This window comes from Microlunatus phosphovorus NM-1, from assembly GCF_000270245.1.
Taxonomy (GTDB): Bacteria; Actinomycetota; Actinomycetes; order Propionibacteriales; family Propionibacteriaceae; genus Microlunatus; species Microlunatus phosphovorus.
The window spans coordinates 4,018,850-4,043,402 of sequence record NC_015635.1 but is presented as its reverse complement, the minus strand read 5'-3'; the positions used below and the strand labels follow the sequence as shown (position 1 = coordinate 4,043,402).

Below are 24,553 nucleotides of genomic sequence, written 5' to 3'. Positions count from 1 at the left end.
AGTGTATGCTGACTATTGCTTCGCGTCTTGACGTCATGAACCGGCTGGGCCGGGCCATGGCGGATCCGACGCGTTCCCGGATCCTGATGACCCTGCTGGACGGCCCGAGCTACCCGGCCGTGCTCTCGCGCGAGCTGGAGCTGACGCGCTCGAACGTGTCGAACCATCTGACCTGTCTGCGCGACTGCGGGATCGTGGTCGCCGAGCCCGAGGGGCGGCAGACGCGCTACGAGATCGCCGACCCGCACCTCGCGGCGGCGCTCACGGCGCTGGTGGACGTGACGCTGGCCGTGGACGAGCACGCGCCGTGCGTGGATGCCGAGTGCACGGTGCCGGGCTGCTGCGGGACGGGAGCGGGCGCGTGAGCGCGGCGTGCGGCTGCGACGAGCCGGAGACCCGGGTCGGCGAGGAGGCCGAGGAGGAGCGGCCGTGGTGGCGTGACCGCGGGATCATGGTTCCGGTGTTCTCCGGCGTCGCCTTCGGCACGGGCCTGGTCCTGGAATGGACGGGTGCGGAGATCCCGGCGCTGGTGGCGTTCTGGATCGGCCTGCTGCTGGGTGCGTCGACGTTCACGCCCGGCGCGGTCCGCAAGCTGTTCACGGGCAAGCTGGGCATCGGGCTGCTGATGACGATCAGCGCGGTCGGCGCGGTGATCCTCGGCTACGTCGAGGAGGCCGCGGCGTTGGCGTTCCTGTACTCCATCGCCGAAGCGCTGGAGGACAAGGCCATGGATCGCGCCCGCGGCGGGCTGCGGGCGCTGCTCAAGCTGGTCCCGGAGACCGCGACCATCCGGCGGGATGGCGCGTCCGTGGAGGTCGCCGCGAAGGATCTGGCCGTTGGTCAGCTGATGCTCGTGCGTCCGGGTGAGCGGATCGCGACCGACGGGATCGTCCGCACGGGCCGGTCGAGCCTGGACACCTCGGCGATCACCGGGGAGTCGATCCCGGTGGAGGTCGAGCCCGGCGACGCGGTGTCGGCCGGGGCGATCAACACCGCCGGTGCCCTGGAGGTCGAGGCGACCGCGGCGGGTACCGACAATTCGCTGACCACGATCGTGGAGCTGGTGGAGCAGGCGCAGGCGGAGAAGGGCGACCGTGCCCGCCTGGCCGACCGCATCGCCCGGCCGCTCGTGCCTGGCGTGCTGATCCTCGCCGCTCTCGTCGCGATCATCGGCTCGCTGCTGGGCGACCCGGAGCTGTGGATCACCCGCGCCCTCGTGGTGCTCGTCGCCGCGTCGCCGTGCGCGCTGGCGATCTCGGTCCCGCTGACCGTCGTCGCCGCGATCGGCTCGGCGAGCAGATTCGGCGTGATCATCAAGTCCGGCGAGGTCTTCGAGCGGTTCGGCGTGATCCGCCACGTCGCCGTCGACAAGACCGGCACCCTCACCCGCAACGAGCCCGCCGTCACCGCCGTGCTCACCACCGAGGGCGTGACCGAGGCGCAGGCGTTGGCGTGGGCTGCGTCGCTGGAGCAGCACAGCACCCACCCGCTGGCCGCCGCGATCACCGCCGCCGCCCCCGGAGCTCCCGCCGCCTTGGACGTGACCGAGCAGGCCGGGCACGGCATCGAAGGCAGCATCGACGGGGCCAGGGTCACAGTCGGTAGCCCCCGCTGGCTGGACGCGGGGACGCTCAAGGACCAGGTCGCGGGCTTGGAGGAGCAGGGCATGACCGTCGTGATCGTGCACCGCGACGACGCCCCGGTCGCCGCGGTCGGTGTCCGCGACGAGCTGCGCCCCGAGGTCCCAGAGGTGGTCCGCACCCTCGCCGCCCAGGGCGTCGGGGTGACGATGCTCACCGGTGACAACGCCCGCACCGCCCGGGCGCTGGCCGCGCAGGCCGGGATCGAGGACGTGCGCGCCGAGCTGCGCCCGGAGGACAAGGCCACCGCGATCAGCGAACTGGGCGGGCACGGCTCGGTCGCGATGATCGGCGATGGCATCAACGACGCCCCCGCCTTGGCCGCCGCGGACATCGGCATCGCGATGGGCGCGACCGGCTCCGACGCTGCGATCGAGTCCGCCGACGTCGCCTTCACCGGCCACGACCTGCGGCTCCTCCCGCGGGCGTTCGACCACGCCCGTCGCGGCAGGCGCATCATCAACCAGAACATCATCCTGTCGCTGCTGATCATCGCCGCCCTGCTGCCGCTGGCCCTGTTCGGCGTGCTGGGGCTGGCCGCGGTGGTGCTGGTGCACGAGATCGCCGAGGTCGTCGTCATCCTCAACGGGCTCCGCGCGGCTCGGACCCGAAAAGAGCGGATCGCATGAAGGTCGAACTGTTGCACATCCTCGACTGCCCGAACACGGACATCGCCGAAGCCAACGCGCGTGCTGCGCTGGACGCAATCGGATTTGTGGACGTGGCCGTCGAACTGGTAGCCATCCGGACCGAGGCCGAAGCGACGAATTCTCCGTTCGGAGGATCACCCACGCTCCTAGTCGACGGCGTCGACCTGTTCCCGACCGCACCGGTCCGCTCGCTCGCGTGCCGCGTCTACTCGACGGAAAGCGGATTCGCCGGAGCGCCCACGCCGGAGCAGATCGAAGCAGCGCTGCGAGGCGCTTCTCGATAGAGCGACAACCACTGGGGACGCAATTAGCGGGCCACACCCGCGGCACAACGATGTTCCCCGCATGGATCGAGCTCCCTCAAGAGCATGGGAGGGGCAAGCGCCGATGTTGCTTGCCCCTGCGGCGCTCACACTCCCTCAGACGAGCAGCTCTGCCAAGAGCGCTTCGATGCGCCCCTTGATCTCGTCGCGGATCGGGCGCACCGCCTCGATGCCCTGTCCGGCGGGGTCGTCGAGCTTCCAGTCCTCGTACCGCTTGCCCGGGAAGAACGGGCAGGCGTCGCCGCAGCCCATCGTGATCACCACGTCGGAGGCCTGCACCGCCTCGGTGGTGAGCACCTTCGGCTGCTCGGCGGTGATGTCAATCCCTTCCTCGCGCATGGCTTCGACGGCCACGGGGTTGATCTGCTCGGCGGGCATGGACCCGGCCGAGCGGACCTCGATGCGGCCTGCGGCGAGGTGGCGGAGGTAGCCGGCGGCCATCTGGGAGCGGCCGGCGTTGTGGACGCAGACGAACAGGACAGAGGGCTGCTGAACGGTCATGAACTTTGGCTTCTTTCAGTCGGTGAGGGTCGCGAGGAGGGCGCGGACGCGGGACTCGATGTCGTGTCGGATCGCGTCGACCCCTTGCGGGGAGGCGAGGGCGGGGTCGCCGACGGCCCAATCCTCGTAGCGGACACCCGGGATGATCGGGCACACGTCGCCGCAGCCCATCGTCACCACAACGTCCGCGGCGCGGACGGCGTCGTCGGTCAGCGGCTTCGGGAACGCATCCCGAGCCTCCTGCTCGCCTTCGATCTCGACGAGCAGGGAGCGCACGTGCGGGTGCAGGTCCGACGCCGGGGTCGAGCCTGCGGAACGGGCGATCACTCGGCCGTCGGCGAGCTGGTTGACGATGGCGGCGGCGAGCTGGGAACGGCCCGCGTTCTGCACGCACACGAACAGCACCTGCGGCACCCCCGAAGACCGATCCCGGGTGAGGTCGGCGAGGCGCTGGCGGGCGAAGCGCTCGGTCAGCGGGATCATGTGCTGCGTCAGCTTCGCCGACCGCACCAGGCCCGCGTAGGACTCGCGCACGATCGCGATCACGACATCACGGTGCAGCCCGGTCAGCTCGTTGGCCAGTTCCTCGGCGAGCCGGGTCACGCGGGCGTCCATCTGCCGCAACGCTTCAACTCGCGCCTGAGCGTCCTCCGGCTCGTCGGCGACTGCCGCTGGTGCGAACGCGTCGAGGAGGGCCGCGACGGCGCGCTGCTTGCCCGGCGCGATCCGGTACCAGACCCACGTACTGCGCCGCTCGGACCGCAGCATCCCGGTCTCCTTCAACACCTTCAGATGGTGGGAGACGGTCGGCTGGGACACGTCGGCGAGCTCCGCGAGATCGCACACGCAGGACTCGCCGCGCGGGTCGGTCGCGATCGCGGACAGCATCCGCAGCCGCAGCGGATCCGCCAGCGCCTTGAGCGCCCCGGCCACAGTCGCAGCTGCGTCGGCGCCGATCGCGTGCATCGCGGAGGGCGCGCACGCCTCGGCGTCGGGAAGGACAGCGGTGTCGGTCATGACGTCCTCGATTCGATCGTGGATTCGGTGGCGTAGGGGTCGGTGCGGAACCAGGCTTTCGCCGCCCAGAGCGAGACGTAGACCAGCCCCACCAACACGGGCACCTCGATGAGCGGGCCGACGACCCCCGCCAAGGCCTGCCCGGAGGCCGCGCCGAAGGTGCCGATGGCGACCGCGATGGCCAGTTCGAAGTTGTTCCCGGCCGCGGTGAACGCGAGCGTCGTCGATCGCGCGTAGCTCAGGCCGATGCCCTTGCCGAGCAGCAGCCCCGCGAACCACATCAGCCCGAAGTACACCAGCAAGGGAAGTGCGATCCGGGCGACGTCCATCGGCCGGGAGGTGACCTGTTCGCCCTGGAGGGCGAACAGCAGCACGATCGTGAACAGCAGGCCGTACAGCGCCCACGGCCCGACCCTCGGAAGGAACGTCTCCTCGTACCAGTCGCGCCCCTTCCGCTTCTCGCCGATCCACCGCGAGGCGAACCCCGCGGCGAGGGGGACGCCGAGGAAGACGATCACATTCAGCGCGATCTGCCAGACCGAGATCTCCAGCCCTTGCGTGTCCAGCCCCAGCCAGCCCGGCAGGACGGTGAGATAGAACCAGCCCAGCAGGGAGAACGCGACGACCTGGAACACCGAGTTGATCGCCACCAGCACCGCGGTCGCTTCCCGGTCACCGCAGGCCAGATCGTTCCAGATCACGACCATCGCGATGCAGCGGGCGAGCCCGACGATGATCAGCCCGGTGCGGTACTCGGGCAGATCCGGCAGGAAGATCCAGGCCAGGGCGAACATCACCGCCGGCCCCACGAGCCAGTTCAGCACGAGCGAAGAGACCAGGAGCTTCTTGTCTCCGGTGACGGCGGCGACCTTGTCGTAGCGGACCTTCGCGAGCACCGGATACATCATCACCAGCAGGCCCAGCCCGATCGGGACCGAGATCCCACCGACCTCCATCGCGGACAGCACGTCGGAGAGCACAGGCACGAACCGGCCGAGGAGGAGACCGGCGACCATGGCGAGGCCGATCCACAGCGGCAGCCACTTGTCGAGTGTGGAGAGCCGTTTCGGTGCGGTGCGGGTCACGGTGTCGGTCATGCGAGCAGCTCCTCGATCTTCGTCGCGTAGACGGGCTTCGGGTGCGCGCCGATCAACACGTCCACCCGTTCCCCGTTCCGATAGAACCCGAGGGTCGGGATCGAGGTCACGCCGGCCGCGGTCACGGTCTCGGGGTTCTGATCGGCATCGACCTTCACGATCTTCACCCGGCCCGCGTACTCACCGGCGAGCTGGTCCAGGATCGGGGCGATCGCCTTGCATGGCCCGCACCAGGCCGCCCAGATGTCGACCACGACGGGCAGCTCGGAGTCGAGCACCTCGGCCCGGAACGTGGCGTCGGTGACGGGGGTGACGGTGCTCATGCGGAAACCTCCAGAACAGGTGCGGAAACGGTGGCGGGAGCAAGGTTCGACAGGTAGTGCTGGGCGTCCTGCGCGGCCGCGCAGCCGGTGCCCGCGGCGGTGATCGCCTGCCGGTACGTGTGATCGACGAGATCCCCGGCCGCGAACACCCCGGCCAGGTTCGTCCGCGTCGACGGGTGCGCGACCCGCACGTACCCGTCCGCGTCGGTGTCGACCTGGCCGGTCACGAGATCTGAACGCGGGTCGTGCCCGACCGCGACGAACACCCCCGTCGCGTCGAGTCTCCGCTCGGTCCCAGTGACGCTATCGCGCAGCGTGAGCCCGGTGACCTGCTCGTCGCCGAGGATCGCGGCGACCTCGCTGTTCCAGGCGACCTCGATCTTCGGGTCGTCCAGCACGCGCTGCGCCATGATCTTCGACGCCCGGAACTCGTCCCGGCGGTGCACGACGGTCACTTTCGACGCGAACCGGGTGAGAAACAGGGCCTCCTCCATCGCGGAGTCTCCGCCGCCGACCACGGCGATCTCCTGGTCGCGGAAGAAGAACCCGTCGCACGTCGCGCACCAGGACACTCCGTGCCCGGACAAGCGGTCCTCCTCGGGGAGGTCGAGCTTGCGGTACGCGGAGCCCATCGCCAGGACCACCGCCCGCGCCCGATACGTGGCCCCGGCACCGGTCTCGATGATCTTCACGTCGCCGTCGAGGTCGAGGCGGGTCGCGTCGTCGTAGACGATCTGAGCGCCGAACCGTTCAGCCTGCGCCCGCATCGACTCCATCAACTCCGGACCCTGCACACCATCGACGAAGCCGGGGAAGTTCTCCACCTCGGTCGTCGTCATCAACGCCCCGCCCGCGGTCAACGAGCCGGCGATCACGACCGGGGCAAGCCCCGCACGAGCAGCGTAGACCGCCGCGGTGTACCCGGCGGGACCGGACCCGACGATGACCAACTCGACCTCTTGATTCGACATGTATCTATATTGACGCTTCTCGAAGCACGCGGCAAGTCGGCGAGGCGCATCTGGGTGGTGTTTGCCGAAGGTTCATCTTCCGAGGGCGGCTACGCACTGTCGGCCGTGATGTTCTGCGGTCCCGTGGCGGTGTGGGAGTAGCGCAGCGCGGTCTCGATGCCGATGCCGAAGAGGTCGCAGATGCGCCTGACGTCGCCGCCGGCCTGCTCGACTTCATAGAGAATCCGGTCGGTGCGCAGGGCCTGGGCTGTCACTCCGGCCTTCTTCCAGGGGAAGTTCCGGCCGGGCGGCGAGAGACGGGGCGCGGTCTGGACGGTGACGAGCAGGTAGGGGTTCTTCGTTTCCGGCCAGCGCTGGGCACGGTGGTCGAGCCACGCGCTCAGGCGGACGCGGACAGGTTTCGCGAGCGGGATGAAGCGGACGTCGGGCATTCGCAGACGTCCGTCGATGATGTCGGTGAGTTGGATGTGCTGGACCTGCTGCGTGGTCAGGGCGTGGAAGGCGACGAGCGAGACGGCCAACGCGATTGCGGGGTCGGGGTTGACCAGGGCGTCGCGGATCGCCGTGGGCTCCATTGGCAGCGGTGTGTTGCGCCGCGGGCCGCGCAGCGGGATCGCATTCGTCGGGTCGGTGAAGACCTGCTTGCGGCCGCGCAGGATCGTGAACAGACTGCGGAAGCCGAGCAGCATCGTATGGCGACGGGAGGGGTCGTCAGGGAGGGCGGCGAGGATGTCTTCGGTGCTGATCCCTGCGAGGCTGGTGCGCCCGTCGTCGACCCAGCGAGTGATCGCGGGGAGGATGCCGTACATCTGGCCTTTGACGGTCATCGTGTCGCGGGGCTGACGGCGCGGCGGGGTCTTGGAGCCGTCGACCATGATGTCGCGCCAGAGCTCGAGCTGGGATCGCATCGGCTCAGGAAGGGCGTGAGTCTTGCGTTCGAAGAGCTTGGTGAACGAGGGCACCCGATCGTCGATGAGGAGCCCGGCGTCTTCGAGGACTTCGATGGTGGAGCGGATGTTGCTGCCGTCGTCGTAGCTGCGCATCGCGAGGATGTCAGAGGCGCGAAAGCGCAGATTCGCGCCGGGGAACACGAGCTGCAGGACTTTCAGGGTGCGCCTGACCTGGTTGGTCTGTCGCTTGCTCCAGGCGTACTCGCGGGCTCGGGCGTAGAGGAAGTGGTCGGTACGGCTGGTGATGTCGCGCAGCCGGATCTCGTTGGAGCGCTGACGGAGGCGTTCGGGGTCGGGGTCGATATGAAACAGGACCGGCTGGTAGCTGGCGGGAACCGGCGGCGGCGTGTTGATGACCTTGAGCGCTTCGCGGATGCTCATCGCCATCGGCAGGCGGAGTTCTGCGGGCCGGCGGGAGTCGTTCATCGAGGCGAGGAAGAGCTGCTGGCCGTACGTGCGGGCCGCGTCGAGGTCGAGCGGTTCACCAGGCGTCTGGTGGTAGCGGGCGGTTTCCAGGCAGAGGCGGCAGTAGCCCTGCTCACCGATGGTGACCTCGCGGTGGCAGGAGACGCACTCGCCCTGCGGGTAGTGCGTGAACCACCAGCGGCACTTCCAGCACCGCCAGTTGCGTTGCCGGTAGACGCCCCAGGCGAGGCAGTCGCGGCAGGAGCCGATGAAGCCGGGGCTGCCGGGGTGACAGTGGGCGCAGAGCCCTTGGCTGTAATACTCGGCCGATCCGCACTTGCTGCACGCCGGCGGTGTGAACGGGCCGCCGGGGATGCAGTCGTAGCAGAAGTCGATTCGGGGTGTGAGCCACGCGGCCGGCTTCACCCCGCACGCAGTGCAGGGCAGCGGCGGACTCAAGGGTCCGTCCGGGCCGCGTGCCGGACTCATAGCGGCGGCGCCGGCCGATCGTTCTTCGGACCGAACCGGGGCGCGACCATATTCGTGCTCCCACTCGCTTCTACCCGCCGACGGGCGCCGGGCTTGCGGGCTCGGACTTTCTCGGGCTCGGGCACGAGAAGATCAGTCGGCTCGCAACCGAGGACATGGCAGATGACATCGAGATCGTCCAGCCGGATCGTGGTCGGGGTGCCCGTCCACAGCCCGGACATCTTGCCCTGGCTGATCTCTAGCCCGGCGTCGGCGAGCATCCGCCGCAGTTCCGCCGACTTCCAGATGCCGCGCTCGGCGGCCTGGACTCGCAGGTTCCATTTCATCGCGTGGTCATCCCTTCAAATCGGTCTTCCAGCCGTTGGTTCGCTTGCATCCACGAGTCCTCGACGTGCTCGCCCGGAACGTGGATGTACTGCGTCGTGGTCGCCAGCCACTGATGCCCCAGCAGCTCTTGCAGGGCTTTCAAATCCATGCCCGCCAGATACAGCGACGACGCGCAGTAATGGCGGAGCACATGCGGTGTCATCCGTCCTCCGGCCCAGGCGGGCAGGAACCGCTCAGTCGCTCGGGCCAGGCCTCGCCGGAGCACATCGTCGCTGGCCCGCCAGGAACGACCGAGCTCGTGATCGAACCGCTCGGACGGGATCATCGGGGCATCCGGGTCATCCCAATCAGGGCCGAACCGATGCCGCACATCGCCGAGCCACCAGTCGATGAGCTTGTCCGCCCCGTTGATCGCAGGCACCAGACGCTGCTTCGACCCTCGTCCGCGCGAGCCTTTCCCGAACCGGACATGCAGCTTACCCAGCGCCCCGAGATCGGGCCGCCAGTCACGGATGTCGAGCTTCGTGCTCTCCGTGATGCGCACCCCAACCCTTCGCCAGAGCGACGCAGCAAAGTAGTTCCTGGCAGCGGGCAGGTAGCGCCGCTCGTCCTGGAGTGAGGCGGCCCACCCACCGAAGAGCCGATCGATCTCCGCATCGGACGGCGGCACACGGACCTTACCCAGCGACGAGCCGGACTGCCGGTTGTACTCGTCGATAGGCTGCTCGATCACCCACTCGGTCAGCGCGTTGATGTCACCCTGGTACCGGGCGATGGCAAAGTCGTAGAACTGCGCGATCGCGCCAGCCTTGCTCGCCCGCGTCGTGACCGCCAGCCCAGCCCGACGCAGCCCGGCCAGAAAAGCGTCCGCGTCGGAGGGCCTTGCTTGCCACAGCGGGACGTCGAGATGGTGACGGAACTCGAACACGACTGCTCTGGACTGCGCGATGTAGCCGTCGCTGAGCCCGGCGGCAGCCATCGCGAGGGCGTACTGGTCGATGATCTCCTGCTCGAAGTCGGCAGCGTCCTCCTCGGACCGCCAGCCCCTGGCAGTTCCGATGCTCCGCATCGCGGCGAGCTTCATCACTCCGCAGCTTCACGAATTGTGACCATGCATCAAGAATACTGCAAAAGTGTCAGGAATCATGATGGTTCGTCAGGATTCTCGACAAGCGGTAAGTCCGTTGCAGCGGGCGGGCGGAGCGCACCTGAGAGACATGAACCTCGGTCAAGAAGATGCGGCTATAGAGACAGGCCACCGATGAACCTCACCAGCCCACGCCGATCCACCCCGAACGACGACGACACGACCGCTCCCGTCGAGCTGCCGCACGTCCTCGTCACCGTCGCCGCAGACGGCACCGTCACTGCCACGGTCGACGGGACACTTTTCGCGTCCCCGGACGTGAGCGCGTGGACGCGGGCGACGTTCGGACCGCTCATGGATGCCATCACCAAAGACCGCACCATCGCCGTCCGAGTCGAAGTGCGCGAGAGCGACGGCAGCGTCTTCACCGACATCCTCCGCACCCGCAAGCCCCGACGCGCAGCGGCCCCGTCTGAGACGCCTGTGCCGGAGACTCGTCGGAGTCGCCACGCTCGCCGGGTTCCGCGCTTGGCTGAGGTCACAGGTCACGGGTTCCTGCCCGGCGAGGATGTCGCCGTCGCGACGATCGTCTCCCACACTGACGCCACCGGAACCGGCGAAGCCCGGACGCTCGTCGACCTCGACGACCTGCCCGACGGCACGCACGAGGTGATCCTGTTCGGGCGCATCTCGGGCACGCTCGCGGTGCGGCGGCTGACATGAACCAGCGGCAGGCCGGGGGCATGGGCGACGAACTCACCAACGCCGCCTTGATTGGCCTGATCGGAGTGTTCGGGATCGCTCTCGTCCTCCGCGCCGCTGGCAGTGTTGCCGCGTTTCTCACCGGCGCGCCGCAGCCCGACGCTGGCGCGGCGGCGGGGCTTGGCGTGCTGTTCGACCCGGGTGATCCGGCGACCGCGCTCGGTGCCGACGGGCTCAATCCGGTCGTCTATTGGCTTGTCAGCGCCGCGCTTCTGGGTGGGCTCGCCGCCGGGATCGTATGGGTATGGATCGTTCTGCGCCGCCACACGCGGAAGACAGAGACCGACCCGCACCGACTCGCGGGGATCGCGACCAGCCATGAGGTCAAGGCCGCAGCCTCCGCGAAGGCACTGCTTCACCGCGCGGCCACGCTGCGGCCCTCCTTGGCGTCGCCAGCACCGCAGGATGTCGGCTACCTGCTCGGTGCCAGCCGTGGAACGAAGATCTGGGCATCGGTCGAGGACTCGATCCTGCTGATCGGCCCACCCCGCTCCGGCAAAGGCCTGCACGTCGTCATCAACGCGATCCTCGACGCACCCGGCGCAGTCGTCACCACCAGCACGAGGCCCGACAACCTCACCGCGACCCTCCGCGCCCGACGCCGCAAGGGCGGGCCAGTCGCCGTGTTCGACCCCCAACACCTCGCCGAAGGCATCCCCGCCGGGCTGCGCTGGTCACCCATTCGCGGCTGTGACGATCCGCTGACCGCGATGATCCGCGCCAACGGACTCGCCGCCGCCACCGGACTCAGCGCAGGAGGGGTCGAGTCCGGCGGGTTCTGGGAAGGCAAGACCCGCACCGCACTCCAGAGTCTGCTGCACGCCGCAGCGCTCGACGGACGCCCGCCCGCCGAGCTGTTCAGGTGGACTCTTGACCCCAGCGCCGCATCCGAGGCCGTCGCGATCCTCAACTCCCACCCGAACGCGGCGATGGGCTGGGACGACTCACTGGCCGCGATGATCGACGCCGACCCCAAGACCCGCGACAGCATCTGGCAAGGCGTCTCCCTCGCCCTCGCCGCCCTCGCCGACCCTCGCGTACTCGATGCCGTCACACCAGGCCCGAACGAACACTTCGACCCCGAAACCTTCCTCACCGAGCAAGGCAGCCTGTACCTGCTCGCCACCGGCGCCGGAGCAGGAGCCTCCGCATCGCTGGTAGCAGCGTTCGTCGAAGACCTCATCGAAACCGCCCGACGACTCGCCTCCCGCTCACCCGGAGCCCGGCTCGACCCGCCACTGCTGCTCGCACTCGACGAGATCGGCAACCTCGCCCCACTGCCGTCCCTTCCGACGCTCATGGCCGAAGGCGGCGGCACCGGCATCACGACCATGCCGGTCTTGCAGTCCCTCGCCCAAGCCCGCGACCGGTGGAGCGAGCACCAGGCCAGCGCGATCTGGGACGCCAGCATCGTCAAGATCATCCTCGGGGGCGCGTCGAACAGCCGCGACCTCCAAGACCTGTCCACGCTCATCGGTGAACGCGACGAGTACACCGACAGCGTGACCCTCGGCGACCACGGCACCCGCTCCAACCAGCGCTCGATCCGCCGCGTCCCGATCCTGCCGCCAGACCGCATCCGCACCCTGCCTTTCGGCACCGGCATAACGATGCTCCGCTCAGCGCCGCCCATCGTCACCGACCTCCGCGCCTGGCCGACCCGGCCCGACGCCGCACAGCTCCGCAGTGATCGCGACGAACTCGAAGCCCTCCTCGCCGTCCCGTCTCCTGAGCGCGGACCTGGGCGCGGGAGCGCACCTGCCTGACACAGCGGCCACGCACGGCTGGTCGCCCGAGTTCAGGAGGAGGCCATCATGGCCATTCGCACCCACCAGTCCATCTCCGGTTTCGTTGCCTCGGACCCGCAGCTCAGCTACACCGAGCGCGGTGACGCGCGCCTGTACATGAAGGTCGGGATAGAGCACTACCGCAAGGAGCCCGACAACTCCTTCACGCAGTTGGAGACGACCTTCCACGACCTCATCGCGTATCGCGGCGCCGCCGAGCAGGGAGCTGCGCGGCTCGCCAAGGGCGACAACATCATCGCCGACGGACGGGTGCGCGGCTACTCCTACGAGCGAGACGGCCAGCGGTACGAGGGCGAGGAGTTCATCGCGACGCGCATCGGTCACGACCTGGCCCGAACCCGCTACCAGGTGGACCGAAGCGAACGCGCTTCCGGCCGCGATGCCACGGCCTTCGCCACCCCTCAGCAGGCTGCGCCGTCCACCGCGACCGCCATTGGAATGTGAGCGACGCCACCATGAGCGATCAGTTCTTCCAAGAGCACGGCGACGCGCCGCCCGAGGCAGGCCCGGCATCACCACGATTCGACGTACCTGAGCCGCCGCATCCAGTGAACTGGAACCTGCTGACCGCCAACGATCTCGAAGCCGAATTGCTTGAACTGAACCGATGGGTGGACTGGCTTCGCCACACCTACGGTCTTCCGGCCAGTGTCGTGCCGCCCTACTGGCATCGGCACCCCGAACTCCTCTGGGAGCTGTCGGCACTGCACCTGCACTGGCTGTGCGCGTACGACCCGGAGCAGAACGGCTCGGCACCGCTCGGCTGGCATCGCGACTTCGCCGATACCCGCGCTCGTCTCCGCGATTGGGTGGCGGCCTGCGGCACTCGGCTCGACCGGGACCGCCCGACTCGCCAGACGAGCTGGCCGGGGGAAGACCCTGCGCCGTCCATCGAGGACTCACCGATCACTGATCGCGACGAGGACTTCGTACGGTTCGTGATCGATACGGTGGCGGCACGGCAGGAGGCAGAGGATGCCTTCTTCGCAGGCGTCGATCTGGAGACCGGCGAGGTGTGAGGGTGGCGCGTCGCTATGAGCGGAAGACCGGGCAGCGCCAGCAGAGCGAGCGCGAGCTGACGGTCCGTGCCGAGTTCCATGAGCCGCCCGACCTGGACAAGCTCTGCGAGCTGCTGATCCGCCTCGGACTCCAGCAGTCAGGCTCGTGCCGCTCGGAAGCCGCGACGCGACCGAAGCGCCCTCGTGCCGGGGCGAGCGCGTCGTCGTAGAATGTAGGCATCCGTCGCGGATGGCGGATGTTGTGGTCCTAGCGCTTCGCCTCGGCGGGGCAAAGTAAACGTGGCCGACTTGGCCTAGTCCTACAGCCTTCGGGCTCTTCTCACGATCAACATCCGCTCACACAAGTCCGCGTCGACAAGACCAGTGACTGTGGAGAAGAGCCATGACGATCATCGACGCGAACCGCACCGCGATAGACAGCCTCGTAGCGCCAACCCCGTTCCCCGGATCGTTCGCCGTCTCCTACCTGCGGGTCTCCACGAAGGAGCAGGCGGAGAAGGGCGGTCAGGCCGAGGGCTTCTCGATCCCGGCGCAGCGCGAGGCCAACCAGCGCAAGGCCGACCAGCTCGGCGCAACGATCATCGAGGAGTTCGTCGACGCCGGCGAGTCCGCGCGCAAGGCCGACCGACCCGAGCTGATGCGCATGATCCAGTACGTCACGAAGCACAAGACGAACTACTGCATCGTCCACAAGGTCGACCGGCTCGCCCGCAACCGAGCCGACGACGTGACCATCCACCTCGCGCTCAAGGACGCCGGGGTCACACTGGTGTCGGCCACGGAGAACATCGACGAGACCCCATCGGGGATGCTGCTGCACGGCATCATGTCGTCGATTGCCGAGTTCTACTCCCGCAACCTCGCCACCGAGGTCGTCAAGGGCCTGTCACAGAAGGCCGCGCAGGGCGGCACCGTGACGAAGGCACCCATCGGCTACCGCAACGTCGGCGTACGCGACGAGTTCGGAAGGGAGATACGCACTGTCGAGATCGACGAGGAACGAGCCCCACTGATCCGGTGGGCGTTCCAGGTGTTCGCCTCCGGCGACTGGACGACAAGCCAACTCCACCAAGAGCTGGTGGCGCGCGGGCTGACCAGCGCCGCGACACCTCGACGGCCCTCCCGACCCATCGCGAAGTCGTCGGTGCACCGGATGCTGACGAACCCGTACTACAAGGGCAGCGTGCGCTACCAGGGCGTGACCTACGCGGGTGCGCACGAGGCCATCGTCCCGGGCGAGGTGTGGGACCAGGTGCAGACCGTGCTCGGCACACACCGATCCGCGGCGGACGCCACCCAGGTGCACGATCACTACCTGAAGGGCACCGTCTTCTGCGGGCAGTGCGGCGCGCGTCTGATCGTGTGCAACGCCAAGAGCAGCCAGGGCACGATCTACCCGTACTTCGTATGCGCCAGCCGCCATGGTGGCAGGGGCGACTGCACCCGGCAGGCGATGCTCATCGAGCAGGTCGAACGACTCGTCGAACGCTTCTACGCGCGGGTCCAGATCGACCCCGAAACGAAGCAGGCGCTCTCGGCGATGCTCCATGCCAGGTTCGACGAGATGATGTCCGAGGGAGCAGCGGAACTCGGCGGCCTCGCGAACCGTAGAACTCAGCTCGAAGGCGAGCAGCAGAAGCTGCTCCAGGCACACTACGCCGGCGCCATTCCACTCGACCTTCTCAAGCGGGAGCAGGACCGAATCACCGCGTCGCTGGAGACCATCGAGTACCGGATCAACGCGCACCACGGCCACTACGCCGACGCACGAGCGAACCTCAATGACTCGCTGACGTTACTGTCGAACGCCGCTGACATCTACGCCCGCGCCGACGACGCAAACCGTCGGCTCCTCAATCAGGCACTGTTCAAGGCGATCTACATCGACGAGGACAACGACGTGCGCGTCGGCTACCGGACCCCCTACGACGGGCTCAGCATCCCGGACTTGCAGGCCGACGCCCTGAGCTGGGCCGCCCAAGCAAAGAAAGAGGGCCAGGTTGGAACCTCGACCAAGGGTGGCCCCTTGGTCGAAAGTTCAAACCTGACCCATCTGGGGTGAGTGACGGGACTCGAACCCGCGACTTCCTGGACCACAACCAGGTGCTCTACCAGCTGAGCTACACCCACCATTGCGGCTGACACCTTGGCGTCAACAGCGACGTGAAGCATAGCGGTCACGGGGCGTCTGGACGAAACGAGTTCAGAATCGAACTCATTCGGTGGTGGCTGGCTCCGGCAGGACCGGCTCGCTCGGTCCGTCCGGACCCAGATTCAGGGTGCCTTGGTGCCGGGCCGCGATTTCCTTGCAGGTCGATGAGTCGGGCCCAGGCAGCGGGACGAAGAGCGCCTCGCGGTAGTAGCGCAGCTCCTCGATCGACTCCCGGATGTCAGCCAGCGCTCGGTGATTGCCGGACTTGGCGGGGGAGTGGAAGTAGACCCGCGGATACCAGCGTCGGGCCAGCTCCTTGATCGAGGAGACATCCACGTTGCGGTAGTGCACGTGGCTCTCCAGCGTCGGCATGTCCCGGGCCAGGAAGGCGCGGTCGGTGCCGATGGTGTTGCCGGCCAGCGGGGCCTTGCGGCCGTCTGGCACGTGTGCGCGGATGTAGTCGAGGACCAGTTCTTCCGCGTGCTGCATCGACAGACCATCGGCGAGCAGCTCGAGAAGCCCTGAGGTCTGGTGCATGTTGCGGACGAAGTCGCCCATCTGCGTCAGCGCCTCGTCCGACGGCTTGATCACCACGTCGACGCCTTCGCCGAGCACGTTCAACTCGCCATCGGTGACGACGGCGGCGACCTCGATCAGCGCATCGTTGATGAGGTCGAGACCAGTCATCTCGCAGTCGATCCAGACCAGTTCGTCGCTCACCGCTGAGATTTTACGGGTATCCAGCGGGCCAGCCACGCGGAGCCGAGCCAGGTGATCGCTCCCATCACGACGGTGGCCAGGCCCAGCGTGGCAATCGCGCTGATGGCGCCGATCGCCAGCGGGCCCAGCGCGTTGCCCAGATCGGCGCACAGTCGCCACCCACCGAGGAATTGCGAACGTCCTTCGACCGGCGCTGCATCCGCCCCCAGAGTGAGGACCACACCAGAGGAGATTCCGTTGCCCAGCCCCATCAGGCAGGCGACCGTTCCCACCGTCACGGCGGTGTCGGTCAGCGGCAGCAGGACGAATCCGACACCCAGGGTGATCATGGCGGGAATGGCCACCGCGGCGCGGCCGTACCGGTCCATGATCGCTCCGCCCGGATAGAACAGCAGGATGTCGACGCCCGCGGAGATGCCGAAGATAATGCTGGTGGTGGCCGCATCGATGCCTTGGGCCTCGGCCCACAGCGGGATGATCGCCTGTCGAGTCGCGCGGGCTGCGGAGAGTACCAAGACCCCGGTGCCCAGGGTGAGCAGGATGCGTCGGTGTTTCGCCAGCACCGAGAAGACGGTCGGCTGCGCCTGGCTGGGATCCTGGCGGCCGCCGCGCTCGTCACTGCCAGGCTTGTCTGCCGGCGGAGCCAGGTCCGGCAGCAGAGCGGACAGGCCGGCGGCGAGCAGGCTCATCACGGCGGCGAACACGTACGCGCTGGCGATGTTCGACCTAGTGACAATGATCGCGCCGACGAACGGTCCGACGAAGCTGCCGATCCGGAACACCCCGCCCAAGGTCGACATCGCCCGGGCTCGGATGCGCAGCGGTACGGCCGCCGTCAGGTAGGTCTGCCGGGCCAGGCTGAAGACCGCGTTGGCCAGGCCGGCGACGAATACGGCTGCGGAGAGCAGGACTACCGTCGGCGCGAGGAACGCTCCGATCAGCGCGCACACATCGATCAGGCACGCGAGTATCAGCGCCCGCCGCTCACCGATCCGCGCGGCCAACGCGCCCGCCGGCAGGTCGCCGACCAACTGCCCGATCCCGAGCATCGCGACGACCAGCGCGGCGACCCCGATGCTTGCACCCAGCTCACGAGCTGAGAGAGCGACCAACGGCAGGATCGCGCCTGCCCCGATCGACACCAGCAATGTGGGCCCGTAGACCGGAATCGCGACCTGCCGCCAACTGAACGTCTCGGCGGGATCGGGTTGCATAGCCGGACCATCCTACGGGGATCGGGCCTCGCGTATCTCCAGGCGCAGTAGGTCAGCGTTCGCCTACCCTGATGAAGGTGAGCAGGGTCTTCGGCATCAGCTTCTCCTCGGTCTATCCCCTCTACGTGGCCAAGGTGGAGAAGAAGGGCCGCACCAAGGATGAACTGGACCAGGTCATCGGCTGGCTCACCGGCTTCGACGAGTCTGAGCTCATCGAGCATCTCGACGCAGGCACCACGCTCCAGGACTTCTTCGCTGCTGCTCGACTCAATCCGAACGCCTCGTTGATCACCGGCGTCGTCTGCGGGATCCGCGTGGAGTCCATCGACGACCCCCTGATGCAGAAGATCCGCTACCTGGACAAGCTGGTCGACGAACTCGCCAAGGGCAAGTCAATGGAGAAGATCCTCCGCTCCTGACCTGAGCGAGCCCGTCGCGAGCGACCACGCAGCGGAGCGCCCGTTTCCCCGAGCGAGCGTTAGCGAGCGAGCCCCGTCGCGAGCGACCGAGAGCAGAGCGCGGCTCTGCCTGGACTGAGGAGAACGCAGACACGCTCTTCGTCTGCGGTCGACGAGGGAAGGCAGAGTCTTGAGCGCGTCGCGAACAGCGAGTGACGACAGCCAGCGCCCCCGGTAGGAATCGAACCTACGACCAAGAGATTAGAAGGCTCCTGCTCTATCCGCTGAGCTACGAGGGCCGGGACCGGCATCATAGTTCGCTCGGGACTCGGTAGCCTCCCGTTATGAGCATCGCGCCCGCCGTGGTGAGAAGACAGTTGACGATCTCAGGTGGACTCACCCTGGGCTATCGCGAGTGGGGCCGTCCCGACGGTCCGGTGGTGATCTTGTTGCACGGCCTCGGATCTGACGCCGATGACTGGGCGCTGGCCGGCCCTGGCCTCGGTCGGCGTTTCCGGGTGATCGCGCTGGACGCCCGGGGGCACGGGCAGAGTAACTGGGCGGACTCCTACGAGCTGACCAGTCTCCGCGACGACGTACTCGCCGCGATGGATGCCCTCGGAGTCGTCGCCGCGGCTGTCGTGGGTCACTCCATGGGCGGTGTGGTCGCCTATCTGCTGGCCGCGACTCATCCTGATCGGGTACGCGCTCTGGTCCTGGAGGACATGCCCGCTCCGGTGCCGGCCGACCCGCCGCGCGAGATCCCTGAGGGCCCCGAGCCGGGCGAGATGACCGACTGGGAGGCTGTTGCCGCGCTTCGAGTGTGGCGCAACGACCCCGATCCGATCTGGTGGGACTACGCAGCCGAGATCAGCGCCCAGACCCTCGTGGTGGGAGGGGACCGATCCGACCTGCCACAGGACCGCCTCGCCGAGCTCGCTGCACTGATTCCTCGCAGCAGCCTCACCTCGCTCGACACCGGCCACTGCGTCCATGCCGAGCGGCCGGGTGAGTTCCTCTCCGTCGTCACCCCGTTCCTCGACGGCGCTATCCGCTGACGCCGGCTGAAGACCGCGAGAAGGAGGTCTGGCACCAAGATCGCGACGGATTGGGTGCCAAACCTCCTTCTCGATCCGCCCCGAAGCCAAGGGATCGTCTGCGGCAGCGGTCCCGGATCTCGCGGACCCGAACCGGCCTGGACCGCAGGTACGCTGGCCCGCATGCCGGCCACCACTGCGACCCCTGCCCCTGGGGACGCCTCGTCGGCACCCCCAGTAGCGCCCAAGACTGACGGTCGCGAAGGCCCCACACGCATGAAGAAGCGTCGCAGGCCCGCCGATCCCGTCGTCGCGGCGCGGAAGGCTCGTCGCCGAAACAACATTCCAGCCGAGCCGAACGCCGCTGAGCCCATTCCGAAAAGGATCCTGCGCTCGCCGCTGGTGTGGCTGAGCGTGGTCATGCTGCTGGCGTACGCGGTGTGCCTGGTGCTGCTCTATCGACAGGTGGTCCCCGACCAGCAGGTGCCCGGTGGTCTGATCCCTGGTCTGGGCACCGAGGCGATTCCGATCGCTGCCCGCTATGCCGCCATCACCGCGATCCCGTTGTCACTGCTCTTCTTGTGGGCGGACCGTTTCCGGCCGCAGCGCTTCTGGGTCTGGCTGATGACCTTCGGCTGGGGCGCCTGCGTGGCGACCTTCTTTTCTGCGCAGATCAACACCTGGGCCGCCTCTCATCTCAGCATCGTCGGGGACGGTGATCCGGCGACCGGCGCGCGAGCGGCCATCTATGTCGCCCCGTTCGTGGAAGAGGCCGCCAAGGCAACTGTGCTGTTCTGGCTGGTCATCCTGATGCGCTACCAGTGGGTCAGCCGGGTCAGCGGGATCGTGCTCGCCGGTCTGTCCGGAGCCGCGTTCGCCTTCGTGGAGAACATCCTCTATTACGGCCGTGCCTACCGGTACGCCGCCCGCACCTTCGGTGAGGTGGCACCCCTCGACGCGCTCCAGGACCTGTTCATGCTGCGCGGGGTGATGACCTTCTTCGCCCACCCGCTGTTCACCGCGATGACCGGGATCGGGCTCGCGGTCGCGGTGCGGTCCAAGAGCAAGGTCGTCCGGGTGGTGGCGCCGCTCGCCGGCTACACGGCGGCGGCGTTCCTCCACATGTGCTTCAACGCCTCCGCGTCCTTGCTGCAAGGCCGGCAGCTGTTGCTGATCTATCTGCTGGTGGCGATCCCCCTGGTGATCGGCATGGTGATCTTCCTCATCCGGCAGATCCTGCGGGAGGGCCGGCTGATCCGGACCCGGCTGGTGGACTACGTACGGCTGGGCTGGCTCCCGGAAGCCGACCCAGCCGCGCTGTCGAGGGTGCGGACCAGAGGGCGGGCCCTGTGGCAGGCGATGTTCCTCGGCTCGGCCGCCTTCCTGGCCACGGTGCGGATGCAGCGGACGGCGACCGAGCTGGCCTACTTGCGGGACTCGGTGGTGCGGGGCATCGTGGACACTGCGGGAGCGGAGCGGGAGAAGCTGTTGTTGCACCGGATGTATGCCCTGCAGGGGCTGGCGGTCGTCCAACCGGCCGCTCGGGCGGCGTACCCGGCGTTCCGGCGCCGTCGGACGATCCCGGCCACGCCTGCGTACGCGCCCGCGGGCTTCCCCGGACCGGCCGGACTCGGTGGCAACTATCCGGCGCCACCGCCCCAGAGCTACCCGGTCAACGGTCTGCAAGGCCAGACTGCTATCCATTACTCCGAGGTCGACCCCACCTGGAAGCCGCCCGGTCAGTGACCTGACCCAGTCCGTGCTTTCGCCGATGTGGGCCGAACAGGAGGTGTTGGTGGTTGGTCTGGACGGGGCGCTGCTGAGCCTGCGAGATGCCCTCGCCGCCGTGCGGCTGCCCATCGACCTGCCCGGCACCGGCGAGCAGCGGCAGGCCGCGACGGAGGCGGCCAAGCAGCTCGATGACTACATCCTGCCGCGGCTGGCGACGATCGATGCGCCGTTGCTGGCCGTCGTCGGCGGCTCCACGGGCGCCGGAAAGTCGACCCTGGTGAACTCCGTGGTCGGTCGCCGCGTGTCCGCGCCCGGCGTGATCCGTCCGACCACACGCGCGCCGGTCCTGGTGCATCACCCCGACGACGCGAAGTGGTTTGCCGACCTGCGCATCCTGCCCGGTCTGGCGCGCTCGTCCGGGGTGACCAGCGACACCCGTTCCCTCCAGCTGGTCACCGAGCCCAACGTCCCGCCGGGATTGGCCATCCTCGATGCGCCCGACATCGACTCGGTCGTGGCCGAGAACCGCCAACTGGCTACTCAACTGCTCGCCGCCGCCGATCTGTGGCTGTTCGTCACCTCGGCCGCGCGCTATGCCGATGCTGTGCCGTGGGACTTCCTGCTCGCCGCAGCCGACCGCAGCGCCGCGGTGGCGGTCGTTCTCGACCGGGTGCCGCCGCGCGCCATGGCGGAGGTGCCGGCGCACTTGGGCCGGCTGATGGGGGAGCGTGGGCTCGGCCGTTCCCCGCTGTTCGCGGTACCCGAGACCGATGTCGACGCCGAAGGTCTGTTGCCGGTCTCGGCGATCCAGCCGATCCGGTCGTGGCTGGCGCGGTTGGCCGCCGATCAGGCCAGCCGTGCTGCAGTGGTCCGGCAGACCCTGGATGGTGCGATCTTCTCTGTCGTACGTCGTGGCCCGACCTTGGCGGATGCCGTCGACGAGCAGGCCGCCACCCTCAGCCAGCTGCGGGCCGAGGCGGATCAGTCGTACGCGGAGGCGGTCCGCACGGTCGGCGTCCAGTCCGCGGACGGCACGTTGCTGCGTGGTGAGGTGCTGGCCCGCTGGCAGGAGTTCGTCGGCACGGGGGAGTTCTTCCGTGCGGTCGAGGAGAAGATCAGCTGGCTGCGGGACAAGATCGGTTCGGTGTTCCGGGGCGAGCCGCCCGGTGCCAACAACCTCAAGGTCGCGGTCGGTTCCGGGCTGGAGGCGTTGCTCCGTAGCGAGGCCGACGCGGCCGCCGAACGGGCCGAGGCATCGTGGCGGGCCAACAGCGCCGGGCGCCAGCTGCTCGCTCGCGCGCATACCGATCTTGGTCGCGCGACGGCCGACTTCGACGAGCGCGCGGCATGGGTGATCCGTGACTGGCAGGGTGCGGTGTTAGAGCTGGTCGCCGACACCGGGATGAGCAAGCGGTCACGCGCTCGGTTCATGGCGCTCGGCGTGAACGGCGTCGGCGTCGCACTGATGATCGTCGTGTTCGCCCAGACCGGCGGGGTCACCGGGGCCGAGATCGGCATCGCAGGTGGCACCTCGGTGCTGGCTCAGCGGGTGCTGGAGGGAGTCTTCGGCGATCAGGCCGTCCGTACCCTCGCCAAGACCGCCAAGGACGAGTTGGACAGCCGCGTCGAGGCGTTGATGTCGGAGGAGCTGGTGCGCTATCACCAGGTGCTGGACGAGACGTTGGGTGATCCCGAGGCGGCTGATCGACTGCGTGCTGCCGTATCGGCCGTGGAGCGAGAGCTGGGCGCGGCATCGGTCGACGGACCAGGAGCGTCGGGTCCCACCGTTTCAGATCCCGGTGTCTCCAGTCTGGGTTCGTCGGTGCCGGAGGTGCCCGCGCTTCCGCAGACTCCCCAGACGCGACCGGGTCTGGAAGGGCTGAGGGTGCAGCAGATCCCGTATGGGCGAGGCGACGATGACGACGAGGACATCGTCGATGCCGAGCTGGTCGCCGACGGCGAGGACCGGACCTCGGACGGGTATCGCTGATGGGGATCTTCGGGCGCAAGCAGGCAGCGGAGCCGACTGCGGGCCTGGCTGACCGGGTCCGGGCCCTGGCTGAGGCCGTCGAGGCATGTCAGGGACGGGTTGACGAGGAGATCGTCGCCGAGGCGCGCCGGGTGACCCAGCAGGTCGATCAGCGGCTGGCGCTGTCGGGATCGGCCACGGTCGTGGCTTTGGCCGGGGCAACCGGTTCGGGCAAGTCCTCGCTGTTCAACGCGGTCTCAGGGACCGATCTCGCCCGCGTGGGCGTACGCCGACCGACGACCTCCGAACCGTTGGCGGTGACCTGGGGCGACGAGCCGACCGAGGACCTGCTGGACTGGCTGCAGGTGTCCCGCCGTCACGCCATTGCTACTGAGGGAAACGCTGCCGGCGCCCGACTGGACGGCCCGGGTGGGTCGGGTGGACTAGATGGGCTCGTGCTGCTGGATCTGCCCGATCATGACTCCACCGAGAAGGGCAATCAGCTGCAGGTGGATCGGATGGTCCGGCTGGTCGACGTGATGGTGTGGGTGGTCGACCCGCAGAAGTACGCCGATGCCGTGCTGCACGATCGCTATCTCAAGCCGCTGGTCGAGCACGCGCCGGTGATGGTGGTGGTGCTGAACCAGGTCGACCGGCTCGACGCTGCGCAGCGGAAGGCCTGTCTGCGGGACCTGCGCCGGCTGCTGGATTCGGAAGGACTGACCCGGACCGAGATCCGCGCGGTGTCAGCCGAGACCGGCGAAGGCCTGGTGGAGCTCCGCCAGTTGATCGCGGACCGGGTTGCCGGCAAGCTGGCCGCCGCACGTCGGCTCTCCGCCGATGTCGCGACGGTCGCGGACCGGCTGGCTGCGGCCTCGGGCTCCGCCGCCGCGCCGGAACTGAGCAAACGCAGTGTCTCGGCCATGAATGCGGCGATGGCCGAGGCGGCTGGTGCGGAGGCGGTCGCCGAGGCGGTCCGCGACGCCTGGCGGGTGCGGGGCGCCGCCGCGACCGGCTGGCCGGTGGTGGCCTGGGTGGGCCGACTCAAGCCTGATCCGCTGCGTCGCCTGCACCTGGACCGGCTGCCGACGTCAGCGAAGGGGCCGCCGAAGGCGATCGACCCGACCGCGGTGGGCCGGACCTCGCTGCCGGCCCGGTCGGGAGTACAGGCGGCGCGGGTCGACACGGCGGTGCGTGCGTTGGCGGATGAGGCGTCTGCGGGCCTGTCTCGGGGCTGGGCCGATGCGGTGCGAAACGCCGCACGTGCCGAGGAACCGCGACTGGCCGACCGCCTGGACCGTGCCGTGGCTCGGACCGATCTCGACATCGACCGGCGCCGCCGCTGGTGGCAGTTGGTGCGGGTGCTGCAGTGGGTGCTGCTGGCGGCGGTGGTGGCTGGCCTGCTCTGGCTGGGCTCGGCGTTCGTGCTGGCCTATCTGCAACTCCCCCCGCTGCCGGACGTGACCTGGGCCCGGCTGCCGGCGCCGACTGTGCTGGTGCTCGGCGGCATTCTCGCCGGACTGCTGCTGGCCGGCGCCAGCCGGATCGGGGTGGTGGTCGGTGCCGGCCGCCGCGAACGGACCGCTCGGACGGCACTCCGCCGGTCCGTAGCGGGAGTGACCAACGAGCTTGTGGTGCAACCCATCCAAGCCGAGCTGGATCGCTATGCCCGTGCCCGTACGGCCCTGGAACGCGCCACTCGCCGCTGATTGCCGTCCAAGCCGGCACAGCCGATTGTCGGTTGGGACTCTGCCCGAAGGGGCAACTGTCAAGCCTTGTCTTTGTCTGGCGCGGAAACTTACGCTGGTTAGATCTCCCGTGGGCCCGGTCAGCGCAGGAGGCAGGGATGTTCGAGTACGTACATGATCCGAAGCGCACCCTGCCAACGGTCTTGCGGCGGTCGGCGGTAGACATTCCCGGTGCCTCTCAGCTCCTCATGCTGCAACGGCAGGCCGGTAATGCC

General features: G+C 68.4%; 24 protein-coding genes and 2 tRNA genes. 14 read left to right on the top strand and 12 right to left on the bottom strand.

Annotated features, from left to right (window positions below):
- Positions 1-5: 5 nt before the first annotated feature.
- From cmtR to MLP_RS18060, 3 genes are read left to right on the top strand one after another with little or no spacing between them, the layout of a single operon-like run.
- Positions 6-365, top strand: coding sequence for a Cd(II)/Pb(II)-sensing metalloregulatory transcriptional regulator CmtR (gene cmtR / locus MLP_RS18070; RefSeq protein WP_007633539.1), 360 nt, complete (start codon positions 6-8; stop codon positions 363-365).
- The gene (locus MLP_RS18065) at positions 362-2,269 is read left to right on the top strand and encodes a heavy metal translocating P-type ATPase (RefSeq protein ID WP_013864599.1); all 1,908 of its coding nucleotides are present in this window, start codon (positions 362-364) and stop codon (positions 2,267-2,269) included. The genes cmtR and MLP_RS18065 overlap by 4 nt, the downstream gene beginning before the upstream one ends.
- Positions 2,266-2,574: a hypothetical protein gene (locus MLP_RS18060; protein ID WP_013864598.1), complete on the top strand. Its 309-nt coding sequence runs from the start codon at positions 2,266-2,268 to the stop codon at positions 2,572-2,574. The genes MLP_RS18065 and MLP_RS18060 overlap by 4 nt, the downstream gene beginning before the upstream one ends.
- A gap of 135 nt (positions 2,575-2,709) precedes the next feature.
- On the opposite strand, the gene MLP_RS18055 is transcribed toward MLP_RS18060, so the two are convergent.
- The 8 genes from MLP_RS18055 to MLP_RS18020 form a co-directional block, all read right to left on the bottom strand.
- Positions 2,710-3,114, bottom strand: coding sequence for an arsenate reductase ArsC (locus MLP_RS18055; protein WP_013864597.1), 405 nt, complete (start codon positions 3,112-3,114; stop codon positions 2,710-2,712).
- Positions 3,115-3,129: 15 nt separating this feature from the next.
- On the bottom strand, positions 3,130-4,131 hold the full coding sequence (locus MLP_RS29030; protein WP_013864596.1) for a metalloregulator ArsR/SmtB family transcription factor: 1,002 nt from the start codon (positions 4,129-4,131) through the stop codon (positions 3,130-3,132).
- Positions 4,128-5,228 (bottom strand): ACR3 family arsenite efflux transporter, encoded by a 1,101-nt coding sequence (arsB, locus tag MLP_RS18045; RefSeq protein ID WP_013864595.1) that lies wholly within the window; start codon positions 5,226-5,228, stop codon positions 4,128-4,130. Before arsB ends, MLP_RS29030 begins: the two co-directional genes overlap by 4 nt.
- Positions 5,225-5,551, bottom strand: a complete 327-nt coding sequence (gene trxA / locus MLP_RS18040) for a thioredoxin (RefSeq protein ID WP_013864594.1) — start codon at positions 5,549-5,551, stop codon at positions 5,225-5,227. Before trxA ends, arsB begins: the two co-directional genes overlap by 4 nt.
- Positions 5,548-6,522 carry a thioredoxin-disulfide reductase gene (gene trxB, locus MLP_RS18035; protein WP_013864593.1) on the bottom strand — a complete coding sequence of 325 codons (975 nt, stop codon included), beginning with the start codon at positions 6,520-6,522 and terminating at the stop codon, positions 5,548-5,550. Before trxB ends, trxA begins: the two co-directional genes overlap by 4 nt.
- An 89-nt stretch (positions 6,523-6,611) precedes the next feature.
- Positions 6,612-8,336 (bottom strand): hypothetical protein, encoded by a 1,725-nt coding sequence (locus MLP_RS18030; protein WP_049804778.1) that lies wholly within the window; start codon positions 8,334-8,336, stop codon positions 6,612-6,614.
- Positions 8,337-8,362: 26 nt separating this feature from the next.
- Entirely contained in the window at positions 8,363-8,692 is a 330-nt protein-coding gene (locus MLP_RS18025; protein ID WP_013864591.1) for a helix-turn-helix domain-containing protein, read from the bottom strand.
- Positions 8,689-9,762, bottom strand: coding sequence for a tyrosine-type recombinase/integrase (locus tag MLP_RS18020; protein WP_197536434.1), 1,074 nt, complete (start codon positions 9,760-9,762; stop codon positions 8,689-8,691). Before MLP_RS18020 ends, MLP_RS18025 begins: the two co-directional genes overlap by 4 nt.
- A 192-nt stretch (positions 9,763-9,954) precedes the next feature.
- On the opposite strand from MLP_RS18020, the gene MLP_RS18015 reads away from it, so the two are divergent.
- The 6 genes from MLP_RS18015 to MLP_RS26620 all read left to right on the top strand — a co-directional run bounded on the left by MLP_RS18015 (position 9,955) and on the right by MLP_RS26620 (position 15,431).
- Entirely contained in the window at positions 9,955-10,503 is a 549-nt protein-coding gene (locus MLP_RS18015) for a hypothetical protein (RefSeq protein ID WP_013864589.1), read from the top strand.
- Positions 10,500-12,308, top strand: a complete 1,809-nt coding sequence (locus tag MLP_RS18010) for a type IV secretory system conjugative DNA transfer family protein (protein ID WP_013864588.1) — start codon at positions 10,500-10,502, stop codon at positions 12,306-12,308. The genes MLP_RS18015 and MLP_RS18010 overlap by 4 nt, the downstream gene beginning before the upstream one ends.
- 48 nt (positions 12,309-12,356) lie before the next feature.
- Entirely contained in the window at positions 12,357-12,794 is a 438-nt protein-coding gene (locus tag MLP_RS18005) for a single-stranded DNA-binding protein (protein ID WP_013864587.1), read from the top strand.
- Positions 12,791-13,369, top strand: coding sequence for a hypothetical protein (locus MLP_RS18000; protein WP_006594214.1), 579 nt, complete (start codon positions 12,791-12,793; stop codon positions 13,367-13,369). Before MLP_RS18005 ends, MLP_RS18000 begins: the two co-directional genes overlap by 4 nt.
- 2 nt (positions 13,370-13,371) lie before the next feature.
- The gene (locus tag MLP_RS17995) at positions 13,372-13,578 is read left to right on the top strand and encodes a hypothetical protein (RefSeq protein ID WP_218881135.1); all 207 of its coding nucleotides are present in this window, start codon (positions 13,372-13,374) and stop codon (positions 13,576-13,578) included.
- Positions 13,579-13,751: 173 nt separating this feature from the next.
- Complete coding sequence (locus tag MLP_RS26620) at positions 13,752-15,431, top strand: recombinase family protein (RefSeq protein WP_013864586.1); 1,680 nt, start codon at positions 13,752-13,754, stop codon at positions 15,429-15,431.
- On the opposite strand, the gene MLP_RS17985 is transcribed toward MLP_RS26620, so the two are convergent.
- The 3 genes from MLP_RS17985 to MLP_RS17975 all read right to left on the bottom strand — a co-directional run bounded on the left by MLP_RS17985 (position 15,424) and on the right by MLP_RS17975 (position 17,455).
- A tRNA-His gene (locus MLP_RS17985) sits at positions 15,424-15,499 on the bottom strand. The two genes, MLP_RS26620 and MLP_RS17985, sit on opposite strands and share 8 nt — an antisense overlap.
- Positions 15,500-15,584: 85 nt before the next feature.
- Positions 15,585-16,241, bottom strand: a complete 657-nt coding sequence (gene orn, locus MLP_RS17980; protein ID WP_013864585.1) for an oligoribonuclease — start codon at positions 16,239-16,241, stop codon at positions 15,585-15,587.
- Entirely contained in the window at positions 16,238-17,455 is a 1,218-nt protein-coding gene (locus tag MLP_RS17975) for an MFS transporter (RefSeq protein WP_013864584.1), read from the bottom strand. Before MLP_RS17975 ends, orn begins: the two co-directional genes overlap by 4 nt.
- A 71-nt stretch (positions 17,456-17,526) precedes the next feature.
- Here MLP_RS17975 and MLP_RS17970 point away from each other — a divergent pair, with 71 nt between their 5' ends.
- Entirely contained in the window at positions 17,527-17,874 is a 348-nt protein-coding gene (locus MLP_RS17970; protein ID WP_013864583.1) for a DUF2200 domain-containing protein, read from the top strand.
- Positions 17,875-18,079: 205 nt separating this feature from the next.
- Here the strand turns inward: MLP_RS17970 and MLP_RS17965 are convergent.
- Positions 18,080-18,152: transfer RNA gene (locus MLP_RS17965), tRNA-Arg, on the bottom strand.
- A 45-nt stretch (positions 18,153-18,197) separates the two neighbouring features.
- On the opposite strand from MLP_RS17965, the gene MLP_RS17960 reads away from it, so the two are divergent.
- The 4 genes from MLP_RS17960 to MLP_RS17945 all read left to right on the top strand — a co-directional run bounded on the left by MLP_RS17960 (position 18,198) and on the right by MLP_RS17945 (position 24,299).
- Positions 18,198-18,911 carry an alpha/beta fold hydrolase gene (locus MLP_RS17960; protein ID WP_013864582.1) on the top strand — a complete coding sequence of 238 codons (714 nt, stop codon included), beginning with the start codon at positions 18,198-18,200 and terminating at the stop codon, positions 18,909-18,911.
- A gap of 255 nt (positions 18,912-19,166) precedes the next feature.
- A complete protein-coding gene (locus MLP_RS17955; RefSeq protein ID WP_013864581.1) occupies positions 19,167-20,636 on the top strand; it encodes a PrsW family intramembrane metalloprotease in 1,470 nt (489 codons plus the stop codon).
- A 25-nt stretch (positions 20,637-20,661) separates the two neighbouring features.
- Positions 20,662-22,611, top strand: coding sequence for a P-loop NTPase family protein (locus tag MLP_RS17950; protein WP_013864580.1), 1,950 nt, complete (start codon positions 20,662-20,664; stop codon positions 22,609-22,611).
- Positions 22,611-24,299, top strand: a complete 1,689-nt coding sequence (locus tag MLP_RS17945) for a GTPase (protein ID WP_013864579.1) — start codon at positions 22,611-22,613, stop codon at positions 24,297-24,299. The genes MLP_RS17950 and MLP_RS17945 overlap by 1 nt, the downstream gene beginning before the upstream one ends.
- Positions 24,300-24,553 lie beyond the last annotated feature (254 nt).